Here is a 24290-nt window from a genome sequence, read left to right on the forward strand (position 1 = left end):
GATCTTGACGTTGCGGGGGTATCAGAGCGCTCTGATGCCCCCGCAACGTCAAGATCATCGCGAGGGAAGGATGGGGGCGGTTCGGAGGGCGGGTGCCCCGGGGCTCACAGGTAGCGGCGGACGACCTCGCCGGATCCCTCGAAGCCGACGGAGCGGTAGAACTCGGGGGCGGCGTGCCCGCTCTCGTGCGAGACCAGCTCGACCTTGTAGCAGCCGGCCCGGGAGGCGCGGTCCACCGCGTCCTCCAGCAGCGCCCGGCCGACGCCGTTGCGCCGCGAGGCGGGGTCGACGACCAGGTTGTCCACCACGCACCAGGGCTGGGCGTCGTGCGTCAGGTTGGCGACGACCAGCAGGTCCAGGGTGCCGATGATCTGCCCGCGCCGCTCGGCGACCAGCACGGAGCGGTCCGGATCGGCCTCGATCCGGGTCCAGGCGCGCACCGCGGCCGAGGACATGCGGACGGTGCCGCTCTGCTCCGGCGCCCCGTCGCCGAGTTCACGCAGGAGGCGCAGGATGGCACCGAGGTCAGACCTAATGGCCGCGCGGATAATCATGGCTTCCGGAATCGTAGCCGACCGGGCGTGACATGGCCGACGCAGCCCTATAAGTCGGGACACGGACCGGGCCGCCCCGGTCCGGGGGGCCGCCGGGGCCGGGACGGATCCGTCCCGGCCCCGGCGTCCGACATGCCCCCGGGTCGCCGCTGCCGCGGCCGTCCGCCCCTCAGGGCTTGATGATGCGGACGCCCTCGGTCTGCTCGTGCGCCTGCGGCTTCTGCGGAGCCGCGGGGCGCTGGTGAACGGAGGTGACCCCCGGGTCGTTCGCGGGCTGCTGCTGGGCCGGCTTCGGAGCCTGCTGCTGAGGCGCTTCCGGCGGGGCCGGAATGGTGTAGCGGGCGCCCTGCGGCTGCGGCATCGCAGCGGCGGAGTTCTCCTGCTCCGCCGGCTTCTGCACGCTCTGCGGGTTGATCCGGATGGTGGCCTCGTCCGGGGCCGGCTCCGCCTGGGCGGGCTTGGCCTGCTGCGCGGGCTGAGCCGACTGGGCGGGCTGCGCGGGCTTGGCCTGCTGCGCGGGCTGGGCGGGCTGCGTGGGCTTGGCCGGCTGCGCCGGCCGGGCCTGCGGGCCGGTGCCCTGGGCCTTCGCAGGCTCCTGCGGACCGGTCCCCTGGGCCTTCGCCGGGGCCTGCGGACCGGTGCCCGGAGCGGCGGCCGGCTGCGCCTTCGCGGGCTCCTGCGGACCGGTCCCCTGCGCCTTGGCCGGAGCCTGCGGACCGGTGCCCTGCCCCTGCACCTTGGCCGGAGCCTGCGGGCCGGTGCCCTGGGCCTTCGCCGGGGCCTGCGGACCCGTCCCCTGCCCCTGCGCCTTGGCCGGGGCCTGCGGCCCCGTACCCGGAGCGGCGGCCGGCTGCGCCTTCGCGGGCTCCTGCGGGCCGGTCCCCTGCGCCTTGGCCGGAGCCTGCGGGCCGGTGCCCGGCGCGGCGGCCGGCTTGATCTGCGGCTTGCTGCCCGGGGTGGTGGTCTCCTCCCGGGACAGGCCCGCCTCCAGCGGACCGGAGTCCGTCTCCGCCTGGAGCAGCTCGGCGAGGGTCTGGTGCATGTCGCCGAGGCGGCGCACCGCCTCGCCGTGCGTGGCGGTCAGCGTGGCGAGGCGGCGGTCGGCCGTCTCGTGGATCCTGGTGGCGCGGGTCTCCGCCTCCTCGATCCGCCGCTCGGCCTCCTTCTCGGCCTGGCCGCGCAGCTGCTCGGACTCCTGCTTGGCGGTGGCGACCAGGTCGTTGGCCTCGGAGCGGGCGCTGGAGAGCACGCGCTCGGCGTGCTCCTCGGCGTCCTTGCGGGCCTTGGCGGCCTCCTCCTCGGCCCTGGACCGGATGGCCTCCACGTCGCTGTCGACCTTGGAGCGCTTCTCCTTGGCCTCCTCCTCCGCTATCCGGAGGATGGTGGCCATGCGCTCGCTGATCTGCTCGTGCTCGGGCTTGGTCGCGGCCTTCTCGCGGGCCTCGGCGAGCTCCCGGCGGAGCTGCTCCAGCTCGTCGTGCGCACGGGCCAGCCGCTCCTGGAGGTCGCGGATGTGGTTGTGGTTGCGCACGATGAAGTCGTCGACCTGGCGCTTGTCGTAGCCCTTGCGGACACTCGGGAACGCCTCCTCGCGGAGGAGGTTCGACACGATCTCTGAGTTCTGCTCGTTCATGTCCTAATCAACCGGGTTGGCGGCATGTCGGGGAAGGTGATCCGTTCCCTCCGCCCATCATTCCCATAACAACCCGAATACGCATCAGCGACTCTCAAGTCTCACGAATCGGAATCATCGGGGATGCCGGGCGGGCGGACCCGGGTCGCACGCGAGGCGCGGCCGCGCAGGGCCGGAAGGCCGCCTGCTCGCCTTCCCGCCGCTCGACCGATTACTAAGGTATGCGGGATCGGGGGTGCGCGGGGCCCTCGGAGGGTATTCCTTCCGCCACGGAAGCGTCCTCCCGCCCCCATGGCCGCACCCGCCGCGCAGGCGGGCGCGGCCGCGTCCGGACAGCGAGCACGAGGAGCGGCAGAGATGACGGGTCCCCTGGTGGGCGATGCCCCGTTCGGCAGCCCGGAGATCCACCCGGAGGCGTGGATCGCGCCGGGCGCGGTGGTGGTCGGCCGGGTCAGGATCGGCGCGGGCAGCAGCGTCTGGTACGGCTCGGTGCTGCGCGCCGACACCGAGGACATCGTCGTCGGCGAGCGGTGCAACGTGCAGGACCAGTGCGGGCTCCACTCCGACCCGGGGGAGCCGGCGGTGCTGGAGGACCGGGTCAGCCTGGGCCACCAGGCGATGGTGCACGGCGCGGTGGTCGAGGAGGGCGCGCTGATCGGCATCGGCGCGCGGGTGCTGGGCGGCGCCCGGGTCGGCCGGGGCGCGCTGGTCGCCGCGGGGGCGCTGGTGCCGCCGGGAAAGGCGGTGCCGCCGGGGACGCTCTGGGCCGGGGTGCCCGGCCGGGTGGTCCGCGAGCTGACCGACGCCGACCGCGCCCTGTTCGCCGAGACGCCGGAGAAGTACGCGGGCTACGCGGAGCTGCACCGGTCGGTGACCTGGCGCGGAGAGCGCTGAGCGCCCGGTCCCTGATGACTACCCGGGGCGGCTCCGAATGGTCCTAACGGGTCATGTTCACCGACGCTACCCGGGCGTAACCTGAGTCGACATCCGGGTCTCCCCGCCCGGTGGCCGGTCCGGCGCCGCCTCTCGGCGCCCCCGGCCGGCTCGACGGAGGTGCGCGCTTGGAACCCGACATCGACGCGCGCCTGCACGACCGCGAGGCGATGGAGGAGATCGAGCTCTACGCCGACGTGCTGATCGCGGTGGCCGACGTGGAGCACTCGCTGAGCACCGCCGAGCTCGACCGCGTCCTGGGCGTCGCCTCCCGGCACGAGCGCCGCGAACGGCACGACCGGCACGAGGGCCCCGGCCCGCGCGCCGGCCGGCCGCGCCGCCGCACCGCCCGCGGCAGGCGCCGCCGGTAGCGCGGCGGCCCCGCCGCCCCGGGCCGGGCGGAAGAGCGGCGGGGAGGGCGCGCCCGCGGCGCGCCCTCCCCGTCCGGTGCCGGCTCCCCGGCCGGAGCGCTAGGCGTTCTCCTTCTCCTGCTCCCCCGGCTTCGGGGCGTCGCCCTTGACCGAGCGGAGCAGCAGCTGGGAGACGTCGACGACCTCCAGGGTCTCCTTCGCCTCGCCCTTGGACTTCTTCTCGTTGATCGCGTCACCGAGCATGACCTGGCAGAACGGGCAGGCCGTGGAGACGGTGTCGGGATCGGTGGTCAGCGCCTCGTCCACCCGCTCGGTGTTGATGCGCTTGCCGATCCGCTCCTCCATCCACATCCGCGCGCCGCCGGCGCCGCAGCAGAAGCCGCGCTCCTTGTGCCGGTGCATCTCCTGGGTCTTCACCCCGGGGACCTGCGCCATGATGTCGCGCGGCGGGGTGTAGACCTTGTTGTGCCGGCCCAGGAAGCAGGGGTCGTGGTAGGTGATCTTCTCGTCGATCGGCTGCACCGGGGTGAGCCGGCCGTCGTCCACCAGCTTGGAGAGCAGCTGGCTGTGGTGGACCACCTCGTACTCGCCGCCCAGCTGCGGGTACTCGTTGCCGAGCGTGTTGAAGCAGTGCGGGCAGCTGGCCACGATCTTGGTCGCGCCGATCTCGTTGAGCGTCTCCACGTTCTGCTGCGCGAGCATCTGGAAGACGTACTCCATGCCGAGCCGGCGGGCCGGGTCGCCGGTGCAGGCCTCCATGCCGCCCAGCACGGCGAACTTGACGCCGGCCATGTGCAGCAGCTCCGCGATGGCCTTGGTGGTCTTCTTCGCGCGGTCCTCCAGGGCGCCGGCGCAGCCCACCCAGAACAGGTACTCGGTGCCCTCGGGGAGCTTCTCCTCCACCACGGGGACCTCGAAGTCGACCTCGGAGATCCAGTCGAGGCGCTTGTCCTCGGCCATGCCCCAGGGGTTGCCCTTGTTCTCCAGGTTCTTCAGCAGCGTGTTGGCCTCGGAGGGGAAGCTCGACTCGATCATCACCTGGTAGCGGCGCATGTCCAGGATGTGGTCGATGTGCTCGATGTCCACCGGGCACTGCTCGACGCAGGCGCCGCAGTTAGTGCAGGACCAGAGCACGTCGGGGTCGATGACCCCGCCCTCCTCCTCGGTGCCCACCAGCGGCTTCTGCAGCAGGGCCAGCACGTCGACGCCGGCGTGCGACTCGTCCTGCTTCTCCGCCAGGGTCTCCTCGGTGATGCCCTGGAGCAGGTACGGGGCCTTCTCGTAGGCGTGCTCCCGCAGGTCCATGACCAGCTTCTTGGGCGAGAGCGGCTTGCCGGTGTTCCACGCCGGGCACTGCGACTGGCACCGGCCGCACTCGGTGCAGGTGGTGAAGTCGAGCAGGCCCTTCCAGGTGAAGTCCTCGATCTTGCCGACGCCGAACGGGTCCTCGTCCGGGTCGGCCTCCTCGAAGTCGAGCGGCTTCTCGCCCTTGGCGTCCATCATCGGCTTGGCCGCGCCGAGCGCGGGGGCGCCGTCGGCGTTCCGCTTGAAGTAGATGTTGACCGGGGCGGTGAACCGGTGCCAGCCCACGCCCATGGTCAGGATGGCCGCCAGGGCCATGAAGAACAGCCAGGAGATGATCAGCTTGAAGGCCGCGATGACGGCCAGCAGCGGCTCGCTGGCCGGCATGACCGCGCCCAGCGCGTGCGAGACCGGGGTGGCCCACACCGGGAACGCGAAGTCGTCCATCGCGACCTTGATCCCGCGGATCAGGAAGATCGAGACCAGCAGCAGGAAGATGTAGGCCTCGACGTAGTAGGCCTGCCAGGACCGGGAGTTGGCGAACCGGGAGGCCCGCCCCAGCCGCTTGGGGTTCTTCACCTGGCGGTAGGCGGCCAGCCCGACCAGCGCGACGAGGCTGAGCGCGGTGATCACCTCGATGGCCAGGCCGTAGACGGTCCAGTCGTGGATGACCGGCAGGTGGAAGTGCGGGTCCCAGACCTCGCCGTGCGCCTCCGCGACGGTGAACGCCAGCAGCGGGAACGACACCATGACGAACCAGTGCGCGACGCCGATCCAGCGCCACTTGAGCATGCGCGTGTGCCCGAGCGTCTCGATCAGCGTGTTCGTCAAACGCCGCCCGAAGGGGCCCTTGCGCTCTTTCTCCACCGGGCGGCCGACGCCCACGATGCGCACCATCCGGCTGACGCCGACGGCGAACATCCCGAGCCCGACCACGGCGAAGAGGGTCGTGATGACCCCCAGAACGATGTACAGCATCGCCCGCGGCCTCCCATCCTGCAGTTTCGTCGGGTCCGGTGCGCCACACACCGGATCCCCCCAGCATGTTACTAGCGGGTAATACCACGCCGGGCCCCCGGCCCGCCCCGTACGCCGCGGCGCGCACCGGGGCGCGACCGCCGCCCCGCCCCGGTGATCCTCTCGAATCCCCGGGTCAGGGGTTCGGCCGGGTTCGCCCAATCATCCTGGAAAAGTTCGCCCCCTCGGGAACATCCTCCCCCCGCGCCGCGTTGAAGCGCATGACACCGACATTGAGTCGGGTCGACTCAAGTCATTTGACAGCCCGCTGCGGACGAAGCAAACTTACGCCCGAAGCACTCAACCTTGACGGAGGACGTACTCATGGCACGTGCGGTCGGTATCGACCTGGGAACGACGAACTCGGTCGTCTCGGTGCTGGAGGGCGGGGAGCCCACGGTCATCGCCAATGCCGAAGGCGCGCGGACCACGCCGTCCGTCGTCGCGTTCGCCAAGAACGGCGAGGTCCTGGTGGGCGAGGTCGCCAAGCGGCAGGCGGTGACCAACGTCGACCGGACCATCCGCTCGGTCAAGCGCCACATCGGCACCGACTGGAGCACCGAGGTCGACGGCAAGACCTTCAACCCGCAGCAGATCAGCGCGTTCGTGCTGCAGAAGCTCAAGCGGGACGCCGAGGCCTACCTCGGCGAGGAGGTCACCGACGCGGTCGTCACCGTCCCGGCGTACTTCAGCGACTCGCAGCGGCAGGCCACCAAGGAGGCCGGCACCATCGCGGGCCTCAACGTCCTGCGCATCATCAACGAGCCGACCTCGGCGGCGCTCGCCTACCACCTGGAGAAGGAGGACGAGGCCACCATCCTCGTCTACGACCTGGGCGGCGGCACCTTCGACGTGTCCCTGCTGGAGGTCGGCGACGGCGTCGTGGAGGTCAAGGCCACCAACGGCGACAACCACCTCGGCGGCGACGACTGGGACCAGGCCGTGGTCGACTGGCTGGTCGAGCGGTTCAAGAACGCCAACGGCGTCGACCTGGCCAAGGACAAGATGGCGCTGCAGCGGCTCCGCGAGGCCGCCGAGAAGGCCAAGATCGAGCTCTCCAGCTCCAGCGAGTCCACCATCAACCTGCCCTACATCACGGCCTCGGCCGAGGGCCCGCTGCACCTGGACGAGAAGCTCACCCGCGCCGAGTTCCAGCGCCTCACCGCCGACCTGCTGGAGCGGACCAAGGCCCCGTTCCACCAGGTGATCAAGGACGCCGGCTTCGGCGTCGACAAGATCGACCACGTGGTCATGGTCGGCGGCTCCACCCGGATGCCGGCCGTGGTCGAGCTGGTCAAGGAGCTGACCGGCGGCAAGGAGCCGAACAAGGGCGTCAACCCCGACGAGGTCGTGGCCATCGGCGCCGCGCTCCAGGCCGGCGTGCTCAAGGGCGAGGTCAAGGACGTCCTGCTGCTGGACGTCACCCCGCTGTCGCTGGGCATCGAGACCAAGGGCGGGGTGTTCACCAAGCTCATCGAGAAGAACACCACCATCCCGACCAAGCGCTCGGAGATCTTCACCACGGCCGACGACAACCAGCCGTCCGTGCAGATCCAGGTCTACCAGGGCGAGCGCGAGATCGCCCAGTACAACAAGAAGCTGGGCGTCTTCGACCTGACCGGCCTGCCCCCGGCGCCGCGCGGCGTGCCGCAGATCGAGGTCACCTTCGACATCGACGCCAACGGCATCGTCAACGTGACCGCGAAGGACCTGGGCACCGGCAAGGAGCAGTCGGTCACCATCTCCGGCGGGTCCGCGATGTCCAAGGACGACATCGACAAGATGGTCCGCGAGGCCGAGCAGTACGCCGAGGAGGACCGCAAGCGCCGAGAAGAGGCCGAGGTCCGCAACAACGCCGAGTCCCTCGTCTACCAGACCGAGAAGGTCATCAAGGACAACGAGGACAAGATCCCGGCCGAGGTGAAGACCGAGACCGAGGGCGCCGTGGGCGAGCTCAAGAAGGCCCTGGAGGGCTCGGACATCGAGGCCATCCGCTCCGCCAGCGAGAAGGTCGCCCTGGCCAGCCAGAAGATCGGTTCGGCGATCTACGGCCAGCAGCAGGCCGCCGACGGCGCCGCCGGCGCCGGCGCCGCGCAGGACCAGGAGGAGCCGGACGTCGTCGACGCCGAGATCGTCGACGAGGACAACGGCAAGCGCGACGGGAACGCCTGACCGGCGGCCGGACTCTTCGAGGCAAGGAGGCGCAGCGAATGGCGCTGCCGGAGAACGGTAACGGCGAGAAGGGGGAAGGGCCGGTGATCCGCGACAAGCGGCGCATCGATCCGGAGACCGGAGAGCTGCGCACCCCGGAGGGGGAGGCGCCGCAGGAGGCCTCCGCGGAGGAGGCCGGCGCCGGTGCGCAGGAGCCGGTGATCGACGCGGAGGCCGTGGCGGCCGTCGAGGCGGACGTCCGGGTCTCCGAGCTCACCGACGACCTCAAGCGCCTGCAGGCGGAGTACGCCAATTACCGCAAGCGGGTCGATCGCGACCGGCAGGCGGTGAAGGAGCAGGCGCTGGCCCAGGTCCTCGGCGAGCTGCTGCCGATCCTCGACGACATCGGGCGGGCCCGCGAGCACGACGAGCTCAACGGCGGCTTCAAGTCGGTCGGGGAGTCGCTGGAGTCGCTGGTCACCCGGCTGGGGCTGAAGAAGTACGCGGACAAGGGCGACGAGTTCGACCCCAACGTGCACGAGGCCCTGACCCTCGTCCCCCAGCCCGGGGTCGAGGTGCCGACGGTGATCGAGGTGTTCCAGCCGGGGTACCTCATCGGCGAGCGGGTCCTCCGCCCGGCCCGGGTGGTCGTGGCGGGCCCCGCCGAGGAGGAGGCTCCCGCCCCCGCCGCGGACGCGGACGCCGCGCCCGCCCCCGAGGGGGAGGCCGCGGCGGAGGAGGAGGCCCCCGGGGCCGACTCCGCCGGCGGCGGACAGCAGGAGAAGTAGGAGACGTCCCCCGCCCCGGGCGCACGGCCGCGCCCGGGGCGGGGGACGCCGGCAGCGGGACACAGCGGACTCGGAAGCGGGAGAAGGCACGCGTCGATGAGCACCAAGGACTACCTCGAAAAGGACTACTACAAGGTCCTCGGAGTCTCGAAGTCGGCGTCCCAGGACGAGATCAAGTCCGCCTACCGCAAGCTCGCCCGCGCCAACCACCCCGACGCCAACACCGGCGACGAGCAGGCCGAGGAGCGCTTCAAGGAGATCTCCGAGGCGTACAGCGTCCTGTCGGACGAGAAGCGCCGCAAGGAGTACGACGACGCCCGCTCCCTGTTCGGCGGGTCCTACCGGCCGGGCGGCGGGACCGGCGCGGGCGGATTCGACCTCGGGGACCTGTTCGGCGGCGCCGGCGGGGGGACCGGCGGCGCGCCGGGCGGCGGTGAGCGGCTGAGCGACCTGTTCGGCGGGCTGTTCGGCGGCCGGGGCCGGGCCGCGTCCTCGCGGCGCGGCGCCGACGTGGAGACCGAGACCACGCTGACCTTCAACGAGGCGGCCGACGGCGTCACCCGGACGTTCGCGCTGAGCAGCGACGCCGCCTGCCCGACCTGCAAGGGCAGCGGCGCCCGGGCGGGCAGCGACCCGAAGGTCTGCCCCAAGTGCGCGGGCACCGGCCATGAGAGCAAGAACCTGGGCGGCTTCTCGCTGTCCGAGCCGTGCAGCGAGTGCAAGGGGCGCGGTCTGGTCACCGACGACCCCTGCCCGACCTGCAGCGGAAGCGGGCGCGGCAAGAGCACCCGCAGAATCCAGGCCCGCATCCCCGCCGGCGTCTCCGACGGCCAGCGGATCAAGATCGCGGGGAAGGGAGCGCCGGGCGAGAACGGGGGACCGGCCGGAGACCTCTATGTGGTGGTGCACGTGCAGAAACACCCGGTGTTCGGCAAGTCCGGGGAGAACCTGACCATCACCGTCCCGGTGACCTTCCCGGAGGCCGTGCTCGGCGCGGACATCCGGGTGCCCACGCTGAACGGGGTGTCGGTCACCGTGAAGGTCCCGCCGGGCACGCCCAGCGGGCGGACCATGCGGGTGCGCGGCAAGGGCTCCCGGCGCCGCGACGGCACCCTCGGGGACCTGCTGGTCACCGTCGAGGTGCAGGTGCCGCAGAACCTCGGGAGCGAGGCCCGCGAGGCGCTGGAGAAGTACCGGGCCGCCACCTCCGACCAGGATCCGCGCCGCGGGCTGGAGGCCCGGGCCAAGGGAGCGTGAACACGATGAACTACGGCGGCGTCGGCGACGACATCCCGGTCTACGTGATCTCGGTCGCCGCCGAACTCTCCGGGCTCCACCCCCAGACGCTGCGCCAGTACGACCGGCTGGGCCTGGTCCGGCCGGGCCGGACCTCCGGCCGCGGCCGGCGCTACTCGATGCGCGACATCCGGCTCCTCCGCGAGGTGCAGCGGCTCTCCCAGGAGGAGGGCATCAACCTCGCCGGGATCAAGCGGATCCTGGAGCTGCAGCAGGAGGTGGAGGACCTCCGGGAGACCGTGTTCCACCTGCACAACGAGCTGGAGGCGGCGCGCAGCGCGGTCGCCCGGCGCGGCGGCGCGCCCCGCCCCAAGGGGGGCGAGCTCATCCCGGTGCGGCGCACCCGGGTGACCATCTTCAACCCCGCGGCGCACCCGGGCCGCCCCCAGGACGGGCAGGGCGACCAGGGCGAGTGACCGGCCCCCCGGCGGGGCCGGCGCGACGGCCGGGGGCACCCGTGCGCCCCGGCCCCGGACCGATTTGCACGACCGCTTGGTGATTCGCGTGAAGGGGGCGGCGAACACATGAACTACAAACTCACCACGAAGAGCCAGGAGGCCCTGTCGGCGGCGATCCGCCGGGCCACCGCCGACGGTGCTCCGCAGGTCGAACCGGTGCACCTGCTCGCCGCCCTGCTGGAGCAGGGCGAGGGGATCATCCGGCCGCTGCTCAAGGAGGTCGGGACCGACCCGGACGCGCTCGCCGGGCGGACCGACCAGGCGCTGGCCGCGCTGCCCAAGGCCAGCGGGAGCACGGTCAGCGCACCGCAGAGCTCCCGCCAGCTCATCGTCTCGCTGAACACCGCCGCGCAGCGCGCCAAGCAGATGGAGGACGAGTACGTCTCCACCGAGCACCTGCTGGTCGGGCTGGCCGCCGACGGCGGCGAGGCGGCCCGGCTGCTGAACGACGCCGGCGCCGCCCCCGAGGCCCTGCTGGACGCCTTCGAGCGGGTCCGCGGACCGGGCAAGGTCACCTCGCAGAACCCCGAGGAGACCTACCAGGCGCTGGAGAAGTACGGCGTCGACCTCACCGCGCAGGCCCGCTCCGGCTCGCTGGACCCGGTGATCGGCCGGGACACCGAGATCCGCCGGGTGGTGCAGGTGCTCTCCCGGCGGACCAAGAACAACCCGGTGCTGATCGGCGAGCCCGGCGTCGGCAAGACCGCCGTGGTGGAGGGGCTGGCGCAGCGGATCGTCGCCGGGGACGTGCCCGAGTCGCTGCGGGACAAGCGGCTCATCTCGCTGGACCTGTCCGCGATGGTGGCGGGCGCCAAGTACCGGGGCGAGTTCGAGGAGCGCCTCAAGGCCGTGCTCAACGAGATCAAGGAGAGCGACGGCCAGATCATCACCTTCATCGACGAGCTGCACACCATGGTCGGCGCGGGCGCCGCCGAGGGCGCGATGGACGCGGGCAACATGCTCAAGCCGATGCTGGCCCGCGGCGAGCTGCGCATGGTCGGCGCGACCACGCTGGACGAGTACCGGGAGCGGATCGAGAAGGACCCGGCCCTGGAGCGCCGGTTCCAGCAGGTGCTGGTGGGCGAGCCGTCCGCGGCCGACACCATCGCGATCCTGCGCGGGCTCAAGGGGCGCTACGAGGCGCACCACAAGGTGCAGATCGCCGACTCGGCGCTGGTCGCCGCGGCCACCCTGTCGGACCGGTACATCACCGCGCGGTTCCTCCCGGACAAGGCCATCGACCTGATCGACGAGGCCGCCTCCCGGCTGCGGATGGAGATCGACTCCCGCCCGGTGGAGATCGACGAGCTGCAGCGCACCGTGGACCGGCTCAAGATGGAGGAGATGGCGCTGGACAAGGAGTCCGACGCCGCCTCCCGCCAGCGGCTGGAGCGGCTCCGCGCCGACCTGGCCGACCGCCAGGAGGAGCTGAACGCGCTCAACGCGCGCTGGGAGCAGGAGAAGGCCGGGCTGAACCGGGTCGGCGAGCTCAAGACCCGCCTGGACGGCCTGCGCACCCAGGCCGAGCGGGCGCAGCGCGAGGGCGACTTCACCGAGGCGTCCCGGCTGATGTACGGCGAGATCCCCGAGGTGGAGAAGCAGCTTGAGGAGGCCGCCTCGGCCGAGGCCGAGGCGGAGGCCGGGCCGGACGCGATGGTCAAGGACGAGGTCGGCGCGGACGACGTGGCCGACGTGGTCTCCTCGTGGACCGGCATCCCGGTCGGCCGGCTGATGGAGGGCGAGACCTCCAAGCTGCTCCGGATGGAGGACGAGCTGGGCCGGCGGCTGATCGGCCAGCGGGCCGCGGTCTCCGCGGTCTCCGACGCGGTCCGCCGGGCCCGCGCGGGCATCTCCGACCCGGACCGGCCCACCGGTTCGTTCCTGTTCCTCGGCCCGACCGGTGTCGGCAAGACCGAGCTGGCCAAGGCGCTCGCGGAGTTCCTCTTCGACGACGAGCGGGCGATCGTCCGGATCGACATGAGCGAGTACTCCGAGAAGCACTCGGTCTCCCGGCTGGTCGGCGCGCCCCCCGGGTACGTCGGCTATGAGGAGGGCGGCCAGCTCACCGAGGCCGTGCGGCGCCGCCCCTACACGGTGGTGCTGCTGGACGAGGTGGAGAAGGCGCACCTGGAGGTCTTCGACACCCTGCTGCAGGTGCTGGACGACGGGCGGCTCACCGACGGCCAGGGCCGGGTGGTGGACTTCCGCAACACCCTGCTGATCCTCACCTCGAACCTGGGCTCGCAGTTCCTGGTCGACCCGCAGCTGGAGAACGGCGCCAAGCGGGAGAAGGTCATGCAGGTGGTGCAGAACACCTTCAAGCCGGAGTTCCTCAACCGGCTGGACGACGTGATCATGTTCGAGGCGCTCTCCACCGAGGACCTGACCCGCATCGTCGACCTTCAGGTGGACAAGCTGGGCAGGCGGCTGGCGGACCGCCGGCTCGGACTGGAGGTCACCGCCGCGGCCCGCGAGTGGCTGGCGCTCACCGGGTACGACCCGGCCTACGGCGCCCGCCCGCTGCGCCGCCTGGTGCAGGCCGCCATCGGCGACCCGCTCGCCAAGGAGCTGCTCTCCGGCGAGCTGGCCGAGGGCGACACCGTCCGGGTGGACCTGGACGAGACCGCCGACCGGCTCACCGTCTCCCGCGCCGGGCAGCCCGCGGGGGTCTGACGCCGCGCCCGGCCGAAGGGGCCGCCTTCCCGGAAGGGGAGGCGGCCCCTTCGGCTTTCCGGGCCCGCCCCGGGCGGCGGTGCGTCCGGGGCCGCATTCCGATACATTGGGATTGAAAACGGTTTTCATTTCTGCAATGCTTCGGGCGGACCATCCCCCTGGGGCGGCCGGGCACCCTCCCTCTATCCCCGGCCGCCCCGCACTCCGCCGGAAGGAAGACCGAGCATGGCGACGACCGTCCGCCCGCAGGCGGCCGGCGGACCGGCGCGCGAGCGCCCGGGCCGGACCCGGGCGGTGCCGCTGGCCGCCGCGCTCACCGCGGCGCTGGCCGCCTCGGTACTGCTCGCGGTCTCCCTGGGCGCGGCGACGGTGCCGCCGGGCGACACCCTCCGCTACGTCTGGGCCGCACTCACCGGCGGCCCGATCGGCGCCGACGAGGTGACCCCGTACACGATCATCTGGCAGGTGCGCGCCCCGCGGGTGCTGCTCGCCGCGGTGGTCGGGGCCGGCCTCGCCGCGACCGGCGCCGCCGTGCAGTCGCTGGTGCGCAACCCGCTGGCCGACCCGTTCATCCTCGGGGTCTCCTCCGGGGCCTCGGTGGGCGCCGCCTGCGTCGTGGTGTTCGGGCTGTTCGCCGCGTTCGGCGTGTACGCCCTCTCCTTCGCCGCCTTCCTCGGCGCACTGGCCGCGTCGGCCCTGGTCTACGCGTCGGCCCGCGGCCCCGGCGGCACCGTCGCCCCGCTCCGCCTGGTGCTCACCGGCGTCGCGATGGCGTTCGGCTTCCAGGCGCTGATGAGCGTGCTGGTGTTCGCCTCCGCGGACGGCGAGGCCTCCCGGACCGTGCTGTTCTGGCTGATGGGCAGCCTGGGCTCGGCGACCTGGGGCTCGCTCCCGGTGGCCGCCGCCGCGGTGCTGCTCGCGGTGGTGGCGCTGCACCGCTCGGCCCGGTCGCTGGACGTGCTGGCGCTCGGCGACGAGACCGCCGCCAGCATGGGCGTCGACCCGTCCCGGATGCGCCGCCGGCTGTTCCTGCTCACCGCCGTGGTCACCGGGGCGCTCGTCGCGGTGAGCGGCGCGATCGGGTTCGTCGGCCTGGTCATGCCGCACCTGGTGCGGATGCTGGTCGGCGCCGGCCACGCCCGGGTGCTGCTGGTCGCCCCGCCCGCCGGGGCGCTGCTGCTGGTCTGGGTCGACCTGGTCGCGCGGACCCTGGTCGCCCCGCAGGAGCTCCCGCTCGGCGTGATCACCGCGCTGATCGGCGTCCCGGTCTTCGTCGGGCTGATGCGCCGCCGCGGCCACCTGTTCGGAGGCGCCCGATGAGGCTCTCCCTGGACTCCCTCACCGTGCGGGCCGCCGGGCGGCGGCTGGTCGACGAGCTGAGCCTGGACGTGGCCTCCGGCGAGGTGGTCGCGCTGGCCGGGCCGAACGGCAGCGGCAAGTCCACCGCGCTGCGCTGCGTCTACCGCGCGCTCCGCCCCAGCGGCGGGGCGGTGCTGCTGGACGGGGCCGACCTGGCCTCCGTCCCGGTCCGGGAGAGCGCCCGCTCGGTCGCCGCGGTCACCCAGCAGAACACCGTGGAGCTCGACTTCACCGTGGAGGAGATCGTCGCGCTGGGCCGGTTCCCGCACCGCGCCGGCGCCCCCGGCGGGCGCGAGCGGCGGCTCATCGCCGACGCGATGGAGCGCACCGACACCGCCCGGCTGGCCGCGCGCAGCGTGCTCACCCTCTCCGGCGGCGAGCGGCAGCGGGTGTTCATCGCCCGCGCCCTGGTCCAGGAGCCCCGGGTGCTGGTGCTGGACGAGCCCACCAACCACCTGGACGTGCGGCACGCCGTGGCGCTCCTGTCCGACCTGCGCGGCGCCGGCCCGACCGTCCTGGTCGCCCTGCACGACCTCAACCTGGCCGCCGCCGCGTGCGACCGCATCGCGGTGCTCCGCGACGGCGCGCTGACCGCCTCCGGGACGCCGAAGGACGTGCTCACCCCCGAGCTGGTCCGCGAGGTGTTCGGCGTCGGCGCGCACGTCGTCCCGCATCCCGCCACCGGGGCCCCGCAGCTCCTGTACGACCTCGACGAAGGGACCCCGACGTGAGAAGAGCCCGCACCTCGACCGCCCTGGCGCTGCCCGCCGCGGCGGTGCTCGCCGCAGCCGGCTGCGGCGCCGAAGTCGCCCCGGCCGAGGAGGGCGCCGCCGTCACCGTGTCCAACTGCGGCGAGGAGATCGAGTACCGCACCCCGGAGCGCCCGGTCGCCTACGACATGAGCGCCACCGAGAAGATGTTCGCCCTCGGCCTGGCCGACCGGATGCGCGGCATCGTCATGCCCGCCACCACCGAGCCGTCGGTGGAGCGCTCCCCCTACAAGGAGGACTACGAGTCGGTCGAGGTGCTGGGCACCGACGTGATCAGCCGGGAGATCGTGGTGGAGGCCCGGGCCGACTGGGTGCTGGCCGGCTGGAACTCCGGGTTCAGCGAGGAGCGCGGCATCACCCCCGAGCTGCTGGACCAGGTCGGCATCCAGAGCTACATGTTCACCGAGAGCTGCTTCGACTACGGCGACGACCCGGTGGACGTGGAGCCGGTCGAGGCGCTCTACACCGACCTGCGCGACATCGGGGCGATCTTCGGCGTGCAGGACCGGGCCGAGGCGCTCATCGCCGACATGGAGGAGCGGTTCGCCGCGCTGGAGGAGGAGGTACCCGAAGAGCGCGCCCCGGTGTTCGTCTACGACTCCGGGACCGACGAGCCGTTCACCTCCGGCGGGCAGGCCGCGCCCAGCGCGATCATCGACGCGGCCGGCGGGGAGAACGTCTTCGCCGACTTGAACGAGCGCTGGACCACCGTCGGCTGGGAGAGCGTGATCGAGGCCGAGCCGGAGGTCATCGTCATCATCGACTACGGGGACCGGCCGGCCGAGGAGAAGATCGACTTCCTGCTCTCCAACGAGCGGCTGGCCTCGGTGCCCGCGATCGAGGAGGAGCGCTTCCACGTGATCGACTACGCCGAGGCGGTCAGCGCCCCGCGCAACATCGACGCCGCCGAGGGGCTCGCCGGCTACCTCCGGTCGATCGGGCGGTGACCCGAGGCGGGCGCACCGCCGAGGCGGTGGGCGCCCCGGCACCACCTCCGTCCCTCCGCCCGTCCGCCCGCGCTCCGGGGCGGCGGGCCCCCGCTCCGCGAGCACGATGACCGCCCACGACCGGCAAGGAAGCCCATGACCGCCTCTCGCCCCGCATCCGGCGACGGCCCCGCCGCCGCCCCTGAGCAGGGCGGGGGCGCAGCACCGCCCCGCGCCGCCGGGGAGGCGGGCGGACCGCCCTCCCCTCCGGGCCCGGCGCCCGCGCCCTCCGGCGGGCGGACCGCCCCCGGCGCGCCCGGGGACACCGGGGTCCCCGGGGACCTGCGGATGGCCGCCGACCTGTGGCCGGTCCTGCTCGCCGGGGCAGTGGGACTGCTCCCGTTCACCGTGTTCGGCAACTTCCTGGTGCCGATGGCGGAGGACGCCGGCACCGGGGTGGCCGCGCTGGGGTCGCTGCGCGGCCTGGGCGGGCTGTCCGCGCTGGTCGTCGGGGTGGCGCTCGCCCCGCTGATCGACCGGCTGCCGAAGAGGCGGGCCGCCGCCGGCGCACTGGCCGCGCTGGCCGCCGCGGCGCTGCTCGGCGCCGCCGGGGAACTCCTCGCCCTCGGGGCGTTCTGCCTGCTGGTCGGGGCGGCGACGGCGGTGCTCAACCCGGCGCTGACCGCGCAGGCCGCGGACCGCTACACCTCCGACGCCGCGTCCGGGCGGGCGGCGACGCTGGTCACCGCCACCCAGTCGATGACCGCGATGCTCGCCGCTCCGCTGGTGGCGCTGCCCGCCGCGCTGTGGGGATGGCGGGGCGACCTGGTCGCGGTCGCCGCGGTCTCCGTGCTGCTCGCCGCGGTACTGCTGCTCCGCCCCGAGGGCGGGGCGCCGCCCCGGACCGGCGGGCGCACCGGCTACCTCGCGTCGTTCCGCCGCCTGGCGGGCGTCCCCGGCGCCGTGTCGCTGCTGCTGGTCGGCTTCCTGCGCACCGCGGCGTTCATGGGGTACCTGGCCTACCTGGCCGCCTTCTACGACGACCGGTTCTCCCTCGCCCCCACCGCGTTCGCGCTGGTCTGGACGGTCAGCGGCGCCTCGTTCTTCGCGGGCAACCTGTTCGCCGGCCGGATCGCCGGCGTCTCCTCCCGGATCGGCGCCGAGGTGCTGCTGCCCATCGGAGCGGCCGGCGCGACCGCCGCGACCGCCGCGTTCTACTTCGCCCCGTGGCTGCCGCTCGCCCTGGCGCTGACCTCGCTGATCGGCGCCTCGCACGCGGTGGTCGCCGCCTCCGTGGTCACCCTGCTGGTCCGGCGGTGCGGCCCGCTCCGCGGGTCCGCGCTGAGCCTCAACGCCGCGGGCCAGAGCCTCGGGGTCTTCGCCGGCGCCGCCGCGGGCGGCGCCGGCCTCGCCCTGGCCGGGCACCCGGGCACCGCCCTGGTGTTCGGCGCGATGACCCTGGCCGCCCTGCTCATCGGCGCCCCGGCCGCCCTGGGGCGGCGCGCTCCGGCGCCCTGAGGGCCCGCCGGGCGGGGCACCCGGCGCGAGCAGGACGCGTCCACCGCGGCCGTGCCGCGCGGCGGCCGCCGCGCGCCGCCGGGCCGCTGCCGAGCACTCCGGGCGGCCTCCTGTGCCCGACGGTCTCTCAGGCGGCCAGCAGCAGGGCGCGGGGGCCGCCGAAGGCGGGACCGCCGACCGGGCGGCGGGCCGGCATCGCCTCGGCCGAGGCCAGGTCGAAGTGGAGGCCGCCGATCAGGTCGATCAGCCGGAGGCCGAGGGCGCGGCGGATGGCCGCGAGGACCTCGGAGGACGGCTCCTTGCGGCCGCGCTCGACCTCGGAGAGGTAGGGCAGCGACACCTGGGCGTCGTCGGCGACCTCGCGCAGCGTCCGCCCCTGCTCCAGGCGGACCCGGCGGAGCAGCGCGCCGACCGCCTCGCGCATCAGCGGCTCGTCGTCCTGCCCCTCGGCCGGCGGCGCCGGCCGGGGCGCCCCGCCGGGCAGGGAGAAGCCGATCGGGAAGCCGCCGGAGCGGTGCTCCGCGCCGTCCTCGGCGGCCTCGTCGAGAACAGGGCGCAGGACGCGCTCGGTCATGGATGCCTCCGCTGTGCTCGGCCCGCCGTACTCGGCGCGGTGCTCGCGTGCGCCGTCCCCCCGACGATAGTTCGGAGCCCCCTCCCCCGCCATGGGGCGCCGCCCCGTTCTGCGCACGGCAGAACGCCCGGGGCGGCCGTCCCGCCCGGGGTTCTGCCCCGGCGAGCGGGCGCCTGCGGGAAGGGGGCCGCCCCTCGTCCGCGCGGCCGCCCGGTCCCTTCCCCCTTTCCGAGCGGCGCCCACCGGTACCGGCCCGGCCCCTGAACGCCCCGGACCGGATCGGCCCGCCCGGGGAGGCGGACCGCCCGAGCGGCGGCACGGGACGCCGCCCGCCCGCGGGGAGGGGGCCGCGGGCGGGCGGCGCGGGGCGCCGGTCAGGCGGCCCGGGTCGGCAGGGAGCGGGCGTCGATGATCCCGTCGATCAGGCCGTACTCCTTGGCCTGCTCGGCGGTGAAGATCTTGTCCCGGTCGGTGTCCTCGCGCAGCCGCTCGGTGCTCTGGCCGGTGTGCCGGGCGAGGATGTCCTCGATCTGGGCCCGGACCCGGAGGATCTCCGCGGCCTGGATCTCCAGGTCGGCGGCCTCGCCCTGGCCCTCGGTGGAGGGCTGGTGGAGCAGGACCCGGGCGTGCGGGAGCGCGGCGCGCTTGCCCGGCGCGCCCGCCGCGAGGAGCACCGCGGCGGCCGAGGCCGCCTGCCCCATGCACACGGTGGCCACGTCGGAGCGGACGTACTGCATGGTGTCGTAGATGGCGGTCAGCGCGGTGTTCGAGCCGCCCGGCGAGTTGATGTAGAGCTGGACGTCCCGCTCGGAGCTCTCGTGGTCCAGGTGGAGCAGCTGGGCCATCACCACGTTGGCCACCCCGTCGTCGATCGGGGTGCCGATGAAGATGATCCGCTCCGCCAGCAGCCGGGAGAACACGTCGTAGGCGCGCTCCCCGTCCGGCCGCCGCTCGACCACGGTGGGCACGGTGTAGGTGCTCATTCGCCCGCTCCCTTCTCCTCCGCCGGCTTCCGCGCCCCCATGCCGATGCCGTCCGGGACGCCGAAGCCGAACCGGCGCGCGGTGTCCCCGCCGATGTCGGCGACGCTCTCCACCACCTTGTCGATGAAGCCGTACTCTTTGGCCTGCTCGGGGGTGAACCAGCGGTCCCGCCGCTGGTCCTCGGCGACCCGGTCCCGGCTCTGCCCGGTGTGCTCGGCGATCAGCCGCTGCATGGTCTTCTTGGTGTAGGCCAGGTTCTCCGCCTGGATGGCGATGTCGGCCGCGGTCCCGGCCAGCCCGCCGGAGGGCTGGTGCATCATGATCCGCGCGTGCGGCAGGCTGTACCGCTTGCCCGCCGCGCCGACGCACAGCAGGAACTGGCCCATGCTGTAGGCCGACCCCATGACCAGGGTGGCCACGTCGTTGGGGATGAACCGCATGGTGTCGTAGATGGCCATCCCGGCGGTGACCGACCCGCCCGGGCTGTTGATCAGCAGGGTGATGTCGCGCTTGGGGTTCTCCTCGGCGAGCAGCATCAGCTGCCCGCTCACCCGGTTGGCGACCGCGTCGTCCACGGCCGCGCCGAGCAGCACGGTCCGGCCGTGCAGCAGCCGCGTCGCGATCTGGTCGTCGATGCCGCCGGCCGCTCCGGCCTCCGCGGTCGCCCGCAGTGTGTCCGCAAGCATGTGCTCCTCCTCGCCCCGGCCCTGAGGCGGGCACCCGCCCGCCGCGTCCGGTGCCCCCACCCTGCGGCGGCCGCGGACCCCGATGCCACGGTTTCTGCCGGGGGGAGATCTGCTCCCGGCAGACCGCCCCGCTGAACTGCGGCGTTCCCTTCCCGGCGACTCGGGGCCGGGGTGCGGTCGCGGTGTGGGCCACTGCCGCCGAACCGCTCCGACGGCCTCCTGCCGCCCCCGCCGGGCGGCCGATCGACGGGGCGCCCGCACGGCCGGGACGGTGTGTGAGGCCGGACATACGACGGCTGACGTACGCCGAAGACGCCCGGAGGGTGATGACGGCGGGCCCCTTCCCCCGGGAAGGTCGGGGGCATGGAGATCGGGATCTGGACCGGGGTCGTGCTGGGCGTGCTCTCCACGGCCTGCTACAGCGCGGCGGCCGTGGCGCAGCGCCGGCTGGCCGTCGCGCTGCCTGAGCCGCTGACCGGCGGGCGGCCGCTGTCGCGGCTGCTGAGGCACCCGCTGTGGTGGGCCTCGGCCGGGCTCAACGCGGGGCGGGCCGGGCTGCAGGTGGGGGCGCTGGCCTTCGCTCCGCTGACCGTGGTGCAGCCGCTCGGCGTCCTGGTCCTGGTGTTCGGCCTGCCGTGGTCGGCGCGGCTCGGCGGGCGGCGGGTCACGCCCCGGGAGTGGCGCGGCGCGGTGCTCACCGTGCTGGCGCTGGCGCTGCTGCTGTGGGCGGCGGTGACCGGCGGCCGGAGCCGCCCGATGGAGGCCTGGACCGCGGCGGCCGTGGTGGTCGGGGCGCTGCTGCTGATCAGCGGCCTCGCCTGGGCCGCGGGGCGGGCGCCCTCCCCCGGGTTGCGGAGCTGCCTGCTCGGGGCCGGCGCGGGGACCGCCTTCGGGGTGGCCTCGGCGACCACCAAGACCGCCGTCGCGGTGGCCGCCGCCGACGGCGCCGCGTTCCTGCTGCACCCCGCCGCGTGCGGCACCGCGGCGGTCGCGGTCCTCGGCCTGCTCCTGGCGCAGGCCGCCTACCAGGGCATGGAGCTGGGCGCCCCGCTCGGCGTCACCGCCGTCGCCAACCCGGTCTCCGCCTCCGTGGTCGGCGTCGCCTTCATGGGCGAGTCCTACACCGCCGGGTGGACCGGCGCCGGGATCGCGGTGCTGTGCGGGCTGCTCGCCGCCTACGGCATCGCGCTGATGTCGGTGCCGGACGGGCGCGGCCCCTCCCCGCGCCCCCGGTCCCGGCGCGCCCCTTCCCCGGACGGCGCCCCGGAGCGCTCCCCGATCCGGCCCCGCCGGCTCCCCCGCGGCCGGTTCCGGTCAGCGGACGGGTCCGCTTCGGCCCCGAAGGAGGGCCTCCTATAAGGTCGTCGGGCATCCGCACCGCCCGCACCGGGCGGTGCGCCGGAGGCCGGAGGGAGCGGCGGGGCGGAGCATGGACGAGTTCCTCGACGCGGCACTGGGGTTCCCCACGGCCCTGTTCTCCTTCGCCATGGCGGCCGTGCTCGCCTACTGGGTGCTGGCGCTGCTCGGCGCGCTCGACGTCGACCTGCTCGACTCCGGCGCCGGTGACGGCGACGGGACCGGCCCGGCCGCGCTGCTCGGCGCCGCCGGGCTCCGCGGAGTGCCGGCCACCGTCTCCCTGTCCCTGCTCATCGCGCTGGCCTGGTTCTTCAGCCTGGTTGGGAACGTCGTGATCGATTCCCTCGCGGGGTCGCTGTCCACCCCGGTCCTCATCGTCCTCGGCGTCCTCGCCCTGATCATCGCCGCCACCCTGGCCTGGGGGGTGACCAGCGCCATCGTCATGGGGGTGCGCCGATTCCTCCCGGGCGTGCGGGCGGCGCGCACCTCCGGCAAGCTGGTCGGGCGCACCTGCACCGTGCGCACCCTGCGGGTGGACCGCGAGTTCGGGCAGGCCGAGGTGGTCTCCGGGGACGGAACGACCATGCTCATCCAGGTGCGCACGATCGACGACGAGCCGCTCGCCTCCGGCGACACCGCGCTGATCTTCGACCACGACGCCGAGGCCGGCTTCTTCCGCGTCTCCCGGTTCGACCCGGCCCTGGACCCCGGGGAGTCCTGAGCCCCGGGTTCCCCCGAGGCCGCTTGCGGCCAGGCAGGACGCGGAACCGGGGGGTTCCGGTCCGCGTCGCATCCAGCGGGTCGGAACCGGAAGAGCGGCCCGCGGGGACCCCGCACCCGCCCCCGCCGCTCACCCCCGCGCCGGGTCCGCGGCCCGCCGTACTCATCCCCTCGGCAGGTAGGGAGACCAGCCCCGTATGGAAGCCATCGGCATCGCCGGCGGTGTGCTCATCGCCGCTCTCGTCCTCATCGCGATCGTGCTCCCGATCATCCTCATCCGCCTGTTCCGCAAGGTGAAGCAGGGTGAGGCGCTCATCATCTCCAAGGTCCGCGATGTCGACGTGACGCTGACCGGCGCGGTCGTCCTCCCGGTGCTGCACAAGGCCGAGCTGATGGACATCTCACAGAAGTCCATCCTGCTGGAGCGCTTCGGCAGGAACGCTCTGACCTGCAAGGACAACATCCTCGCCGACATCCGGATCAAGTTCTTCATCCGCGTCAACCCGGAGAAGACCGACATCCTGCGGGTCGCCAAGAACATCGGCGTGGAGAACGCCAGCAGCCAGGAGAAGCTGCAGGACCTCTTCGACGCCAAGTTCGAGGAGGCGCTGAAGACCGTCGGCAAGTACTTCGACTTCGAGGACCTGTACACCCAGCGCAAGGAGTTCCGCGACCGGATCGTCGAGGTCATCGGCAACGACCTGTACGGCTACGTCCTGGAGGACGCGGCCATCGCCGACCTCAAGCAGACCCCGCTGGACCAGCACGACCCGAACAACATCCTCGACGCCGAGGGCATCACCAAGATCACCGAGCGCACCGCCATCCAGCACCGGCGCACCAACGAGCTGGAGAACGAGCGCGACAAGGAGATCAAGCGGAGCGACACCGAGACCGCCGAGACCCTGGCCGAGCTGGAGCGCCAGGAGGCCGAGGCGAAGGCCCGCGCCACGCGCGAGATCGAGACGATCCGGGCCCGCGAGGAGGCCGAGACCCAGCGCGTCCAGGCCGAGGAGGCGCTCAAGGCGCGCGCCGCCCAGCTCCGCACCGAGGAGCAGCTGGGCGTGCAGCGGGAGAACCAGCAGCGCGAGATCGCCGTCGCGGAGAAGAACCGCGAGCGCGTCATCGCGGTGGAGTCCGAGCGGATCGAGAAGGACCGGCTGCTGGAGGTCGTCGCCCGCGACCGCGAGGTGCAGCTCTCCACGATCGCCAAGGACAAGGAGGTCGAGGCGGAGAAGCGCGAGGTCGCCGACGTCATCCGGGAGCGGGTCGCGGTGGACAAGACCGTGGCCGAGCAGGAGGAGGCGATCAAGCGGCTGCGCGCCGTCGAGGAGGCCGAGCGGGAGCGCCAGGCCATCATCATCAAGGCCGAGGCCGAGGCGCAGGAGAACCTGGTCAAGGACATCAAGGCCGCCGAGGCCGCGGAGGAGGCGGCCAAGCACCGCGCCGCCGAGGAGCTCACCCTGGCCGAGGCCCGGCAGCAGGCCGCCGACCTGGACGCCCGCTCCCGGATCCGGCTGGCCGAGGGCAAGCAGGCCGAGGCCGCCGCGGAGGGGCTGGCCGCCGTCCAGGTGCGCGAGTCCGACGCCGCCGCGGTGGAGAAGGTCGGCCGCGCGGAGAACACCGTCGCCCGGGAGAAGGCCGCGATCGAGGCCGAGGCCATCGCCGCGAAGCTCAAGGCCGAGGCGGAGGGCCTGAACGACAAGGCCGGCGCGATGGCCGCGCTGGACCAGGTCAGCCGGGAGCACGAGGAGTACCGGCTGCGCCTGGAGGCGGAGAAGGAGGTCCGCCTGGCCGGGATCGACGTGCACCGGCAGGTCGCCGAGGCGCAGGCCACGGTGCTCGCCACCGGGCTGGAGAACGCCGACATCAACATCGTCGGCGGCGACGGCATGTTCTTCGACCGGATGGTCAACTCGATCGGGCTGGGCAAGGCGGTGGACGGCTTCGTCGGCAACTCCGAGGTCGCGCAGAACCTGGCCGGGCCGTGGCTGAGCGGCGAGGCCGACTTCACCGCCGACATGTCCCGGCTGCTCGGCTCGGTGGACACCGCCGACCTGAAGAACCTCACCGTCTCCGCGCTGCTGGTCAAGCTGATCAGGGGCGGCTCGCCGGAGTCGGACAAGCTGCAGCGGCTCCTGGAGACCGCCCGCGAGCTGGGCGTCGCCGACCACAGCGTGGCCGCACTGGCCGCCCTCGACGGCGCGAAGCGGTGATCGGCG

The 24290-nt window shown here is 73.5% G+C and carries 20 protein-coding genes; 14 read left to right on the forward strand and 6 right to left on the reverse strand.

The features are described from left to right. Positions 1-104: 104 nt before the first annotated feature. Both J0910_RS29075 and J0910_RS29080 read right to left on the reverse strand, forming a co-directional pair. The gene (locus J0910_RS29075) at positions 105-554 is read right to left on the reverse strand and encodes a GNAT family N-acetyltransferase (protein ID WP_420161699.1); all 450 of its coding nucleotides are present in this window, start codon (positions 552-554) and stop codon (positions 105-107) included. Positions 555-723: 169 nt separating this feature from the next. Beyond that, on the reverse strand, positions 724-2187 hold the full coding sequence (locus J0910_RS29080; protein WP_420161700.1) for a hypothetical protein: 1464 nt from the start codon (positions 2185-2187) through the stop codon (positions 724-726). A gap of 357 nt (positions 2188-2544) precedes the next feature. On the opposite strand from J0910_RS29080, the gene J0910_RS29085 reads away from it, so the two are divergent. Next, positions 2545-3081, forward strand: coding sequence for a gamma carbonic anhydrase family protein (locus J0910_RS29085; protein WP_420161701.1), 537 nt, complete (start codon positions 2545-2547; stop codon positions 3079-3081). Between the two features lie 167 nt (positions 3082-3248). Next, entirely contained in the window at positions 3249-3491 is a 243-nt protein-coding gene (locus J0910_RS29090) for a hypothetical protein (protein ID WP_420161702.1), read from the forward strand. Positions 3492-3590: 99 nt separating this feature from the next. Here J0910_RS29090 and J0910_RS29095 read toward each other — a convergent pair whose 3' ends face one another. Beyond that, entirely contained in the window at positions 3591-5771 is a 2181-nt protein-coding gene (locus tag J0910_RS29095) for a (Fe-S)-binding protein (RefSeq protein WP_420161703.1), read from the reverse strand. A gap of 363 nt (positions 5772-6134) precedes the next feature. On the opposite strand from J0910_RS29095, the gene dnaK reads away from it, so the two are divergent. The 9 genes from dnaK to J0910_RS29140 all read left to right on the forward strand — a co-directional run bounded on the left by dnaK (position 6135) and on the right by J0910_RS29140 (position 17749). Further along, positions 6135-7982 (forward strand): molecular chaperone DnaK, encoded by a 1848-nt coding sequence (gene dnaK / locus J0910_RS29100; RefSeq protein WP_420161704.1) that lies wholly within the window; start codon positions 6135-6137, stop codon positions 7980-7982. 38 nt (positions 7983-8020) lie between these two features. After that, a complete protein-coding gene (grpE, locus tag J0910_RS29105; protein ID WP_420161705.1) occupies positions 8021-8749 on the forward strand; it encodes a nucleotide exchange factor GrpE in 729 nt (242 codons plus the stop codon). 96 nt (positions 8750-8845) lie between these two features. Continuing rightward, on the forward strand, positions 8846-10006 hold the full coding sequence (dnaJ, locus tag J0910_RS29110) for a molecular chaperone DnaJ (RefSeq protein ID WP_420161706.1): 1161 nt from the start codon (positions 8846-8848) through the stop codon (positions 10004-10006). Positions 10007-10011: 5 nt separating this feature from the next. Next, on the forward strand, positions 10012-10461 hold the full coding sequence (locus tag J0910_RS29115; RefSeq protein WP_420162120.1) for a heat shock protein transcriptional repressor HspR: 450 nt from the start codon (positions 10012-10014) through the stop codon (positions 10459-10461). Between the two features lie 108 nt (positions 10462-10569). Then, positions 10570-13176: an ATP-dependent chaperone ClpB gene (gene clpB / locus J0910_RS29120; protein ID WP_420161707.1), complete on the forward strand. Its 2607-nt coding sequence runs from the start codon at positions 10570-10572 to the stop codon at positions 13174-13176. Positions 13177-13401: 225 nt separating this feature from the next. Further along, positions 13402-14496, forward strand: a complete 1095-nt coding sequence (locus tag J0910_RS29125; protein WP_420161708.1) for a FecCD family ABC transporter permease — start codon at positions 13402-13404, stop codon at positions 14494-14496. Then, entirely contained in the window at positions 14493-15266 is a 774-nt protein-coding gene (locus J0910_RS29130) for an ABC transporter ATP-binding protein (RefSeq protein WP_420161709.1), read from the forward strand. Before J0910_RS29125 ends, J0910_RS29130 begins: the two co-directional genes overlap by 4 nt. Next, positions 15263-16252: an ABC transporter substrate-binding protein gene (locus J0910_RS29135; protein WP_420161710.1), complete on the forward strand. Its 990-nt coding sequence runs from the start codon at positions 15263-15265 to the stop codon at positions 16250-16252. The genes J0910_RS29130 and J0910_RS29135 overlap by 4 nt, the downstream gene beginning before the upstream one ends. A gap of 135 nt (positions 16253-16387) precedes the next feature. Then, positions 16388-17749: an MFS transporter gene (locus tag J0910_RS29140; RefSeq protein WP_420161711.1), complete on the forward strand. Its 1362-nt coding sequence runs from the start codon at positions 16388-16390 to the stop codon at positions 17747-17749. Positions 17750-17876: 127 nt separating this feature from the next. Here the strand turns inward: J0910_RS29140 and J0910_RS29145 are convergent, their stop codons facing one another. The 3 genes from J0910_RS29145 to J0910_RS29155 all read right to left on the reverse strand — a co-directional run bounded on the left by J0910_RS29145 (position 17877) and on the right by J0910_RS29155 (position 19992). Beyond that, on the reverse strand, positions 17877-18323 hold the full coding sequence (locus J0910_RS29145) for a helix-turn-helix domain-containing protein (RefSeq protein ID WP_420161712.1): 447 nt from the start codon (positions 18321-18323) through the stop codon (positions 17877-17879). Between the two features lie 374 nt (positions 18324-18697). Continuing rightward, positions 18698-19306, reverse strand: coding sequence for a ClpP family protease (locus J0910_RS29150; RefSeq protein WP_420161713.1), 609 nt, complete (start codon positions 19304-19306; stop codon positions 18698-18700). After that, positions 19303-19992 (reverse strand): ClpP family protease, encoded by a 690-nt coding sequence (locus tag J0910_RS29155; RefSeq protein WP_420161714.1) that lies wholly within the window; start codon positions 19990-19992, stop codon positions 19303-19305. Before J0910_RS29155 ends, J0910_RS29150 begins: the two co-directional genes overlap by 4 nt. 363 nt (positions 19993-20355) lie before the next feature. Here J0910_RS29155 and J0910_RS29160 point away from each other — a divergent pair, with 363 nt between their 5' ends. From J0910_RS29160 to J0910_RS29170, 3 genes are all read left to right on the forward strand, one after another. After that, complete coding sequence (locus J0910_RS29160) at positions 20356-21351, forward strand: DMT family transporter (RefSeq protein ID WP_420161715.1); 996 nt, start codon at positions 20356-20358, stop codon at positions 21349-21351. Positions 21352-21421: 70 nt separating this feature from the next. Next, positions 21422-22069 (forward strand): DUF1449 domain-containing protein, encoded by a 648-nt coding sequence (locus tag J0910_RS29165; RefSeq protein WP_420161716.1) that lies wholly within the window; start codon positions 21422-21424, stop codon positions 22067-22069. A 196-nt stretch (positions 22070-22265) separates the two neighbouring features. Continuing rightward, positions 22266-24284, forward strand: coding sequence for a flotillin family protein (locus J0910_RS29170; RefSeq protein ID WP_420161717.1), 2019 nt, complete (start codon positions 22266-22268; stop codon positions 24282-24284). The last annotated feature ends 6 nt before the right edge of the window (positions 24285-24290 follow it).

This window comes from Nocardiopsis oceanisediminis (assembly GCF_048595525.1).
GTDB classification, from domain to species: Bacteria; Actinomycetota; Actinomycetes; order Streptosporangiales; family Streptosporangiaceae; genus Nocardiopsis_A; species Nocardiopsis_A oceanisediminis.

Excerpts from the sequence above, each read along its gene's own strand:
- J0910_RS29080 (WP_420161700.1), bottom strand. The coding sequence starts at position 2,187 with ATGAACGAGCAGAACTCAGAGATCGTGTCGAACCTCCTCCGCGAGGAG.
- J0910_RS29130 (WP_420161709.1), top strand. The coding sequence starts at position 14,493 with ATGAGGCTCTCCCTGGACTCCCTCACCGTGCGGGCCGCCGGGCGGCGG.
- J0910_RS29075 (WP_420161699.1), bottom strand. The coding sequence starts at position 554 with ATGATTATCCGCGCGGCCATTAGGTCTGACCTCGGTGCCATCCTGCGC.
- J0910_RS29140 (WP_420161711.1), top strand. The coding sequence starts at position 16,388 with ATGACCGCCTCTCGCCCCGCATCCGGCGACGGCCCCGCCGCCGCCCCT.
- J0910_RS29155 (WP_420161714.1), bottom strand. The coding sequence starts at position 19,992 with ATGCTTGCGGACACACTGCGGGCGACCGCGGAGGCCGGAGCGGCCGGC.
- clpB (WP_420161707.1), top strand. The coding sequence starts at position 10,570 with ATGAACTACAAACTCACCACGAAGAGCCAGGAGGCCCTGTCGGCGGCG.
- J0910_RS29115 (WP_420162120.1), top strand. The coding sequence starts at position 10,012 with ATGAACTACGGCGGCGTCGGCGACGACATCCCGGTCTACGTGATCTCG.
- J0910_RS29150 (WP_420161713.1), bottom strand. The coding sequence starts at position 19,306 with ATGAGCACCTACACCGTGCCCACCGTGGTCGAGCGGCGGCCGGACGGG.
- J0910_RS29085 (WP_420161701.1), top strand. The coding sequence starts at position 2,545 with ATGACGGGTCCCCTGGTGGGCGATGCCCCGTTCGGCAGCCCGGAGATC.
- J0910_RS29095 (WP_420161703.1), bottom strand. The coding sequence starts at position 5,771 with ATGCTGTACATCGTTCTGGGGGTCATCACGACCCTCTTCGCCGTGGTC.
- dnaK (WP_420161704.1), top strand. The coding sequence starts at position 6,135 with ATGGCACGTGCGGTCGGTATCGACCTGGGAACGACGAACTCGGTCGTC.
- J0910_RS29145 (WP_420161712.1), bottom strand. The coding sequence starts at position 18,323 with ATGACCGAGCGCGTCCTGCGCCCTGTTCTCGACGAGGCCGCCGAGGAC.
- grpE (WP_420161705.1), top strand. The coding sequence starts at position 8,021 with ATGGCGCTGCCGGAGAACGGTAACGGCGAGAAGGGGGAAGGGCCGGTG.
- J0910_RS29170 (WP_420161717.1), top strand. The coding sequence starts at position 22,266 with ATGGAAGCCATCGGCATCGCCGGCGGTGTGCTCATCGCCGCTCTCGTC.
- dnaJ (WP_420161706.1), top strand. The coding sequence starts at position 8,846 with ATGAGCACCAAGGACTACCTCGAAAAGGACTACTACAAGGTCCTCGGA.
- J0910_RS29160 (WP_420161715.1), top strand. The coding sequence starts at position 20,356 with ATGGAGATCGGGATCTGGACCGGGGTCGTGCTGGGCGTGCTCTCCACG.
- J0910_RS29165 (WP_420161716.1), top strand. The coding sequence starts at position 21,422 with ATGGACGAGTTCCTCGACGCGGCACTGGGGTTCCCCACGGCCCTGTTC.
- J0910_RS29125 (WP_420161708.1), top strand. The coding sequence starts at position 13,402 with ATGGCGACGACCGTCCGCCCGCAGGCGGCCGGCGGACCGGCGCGCGAG.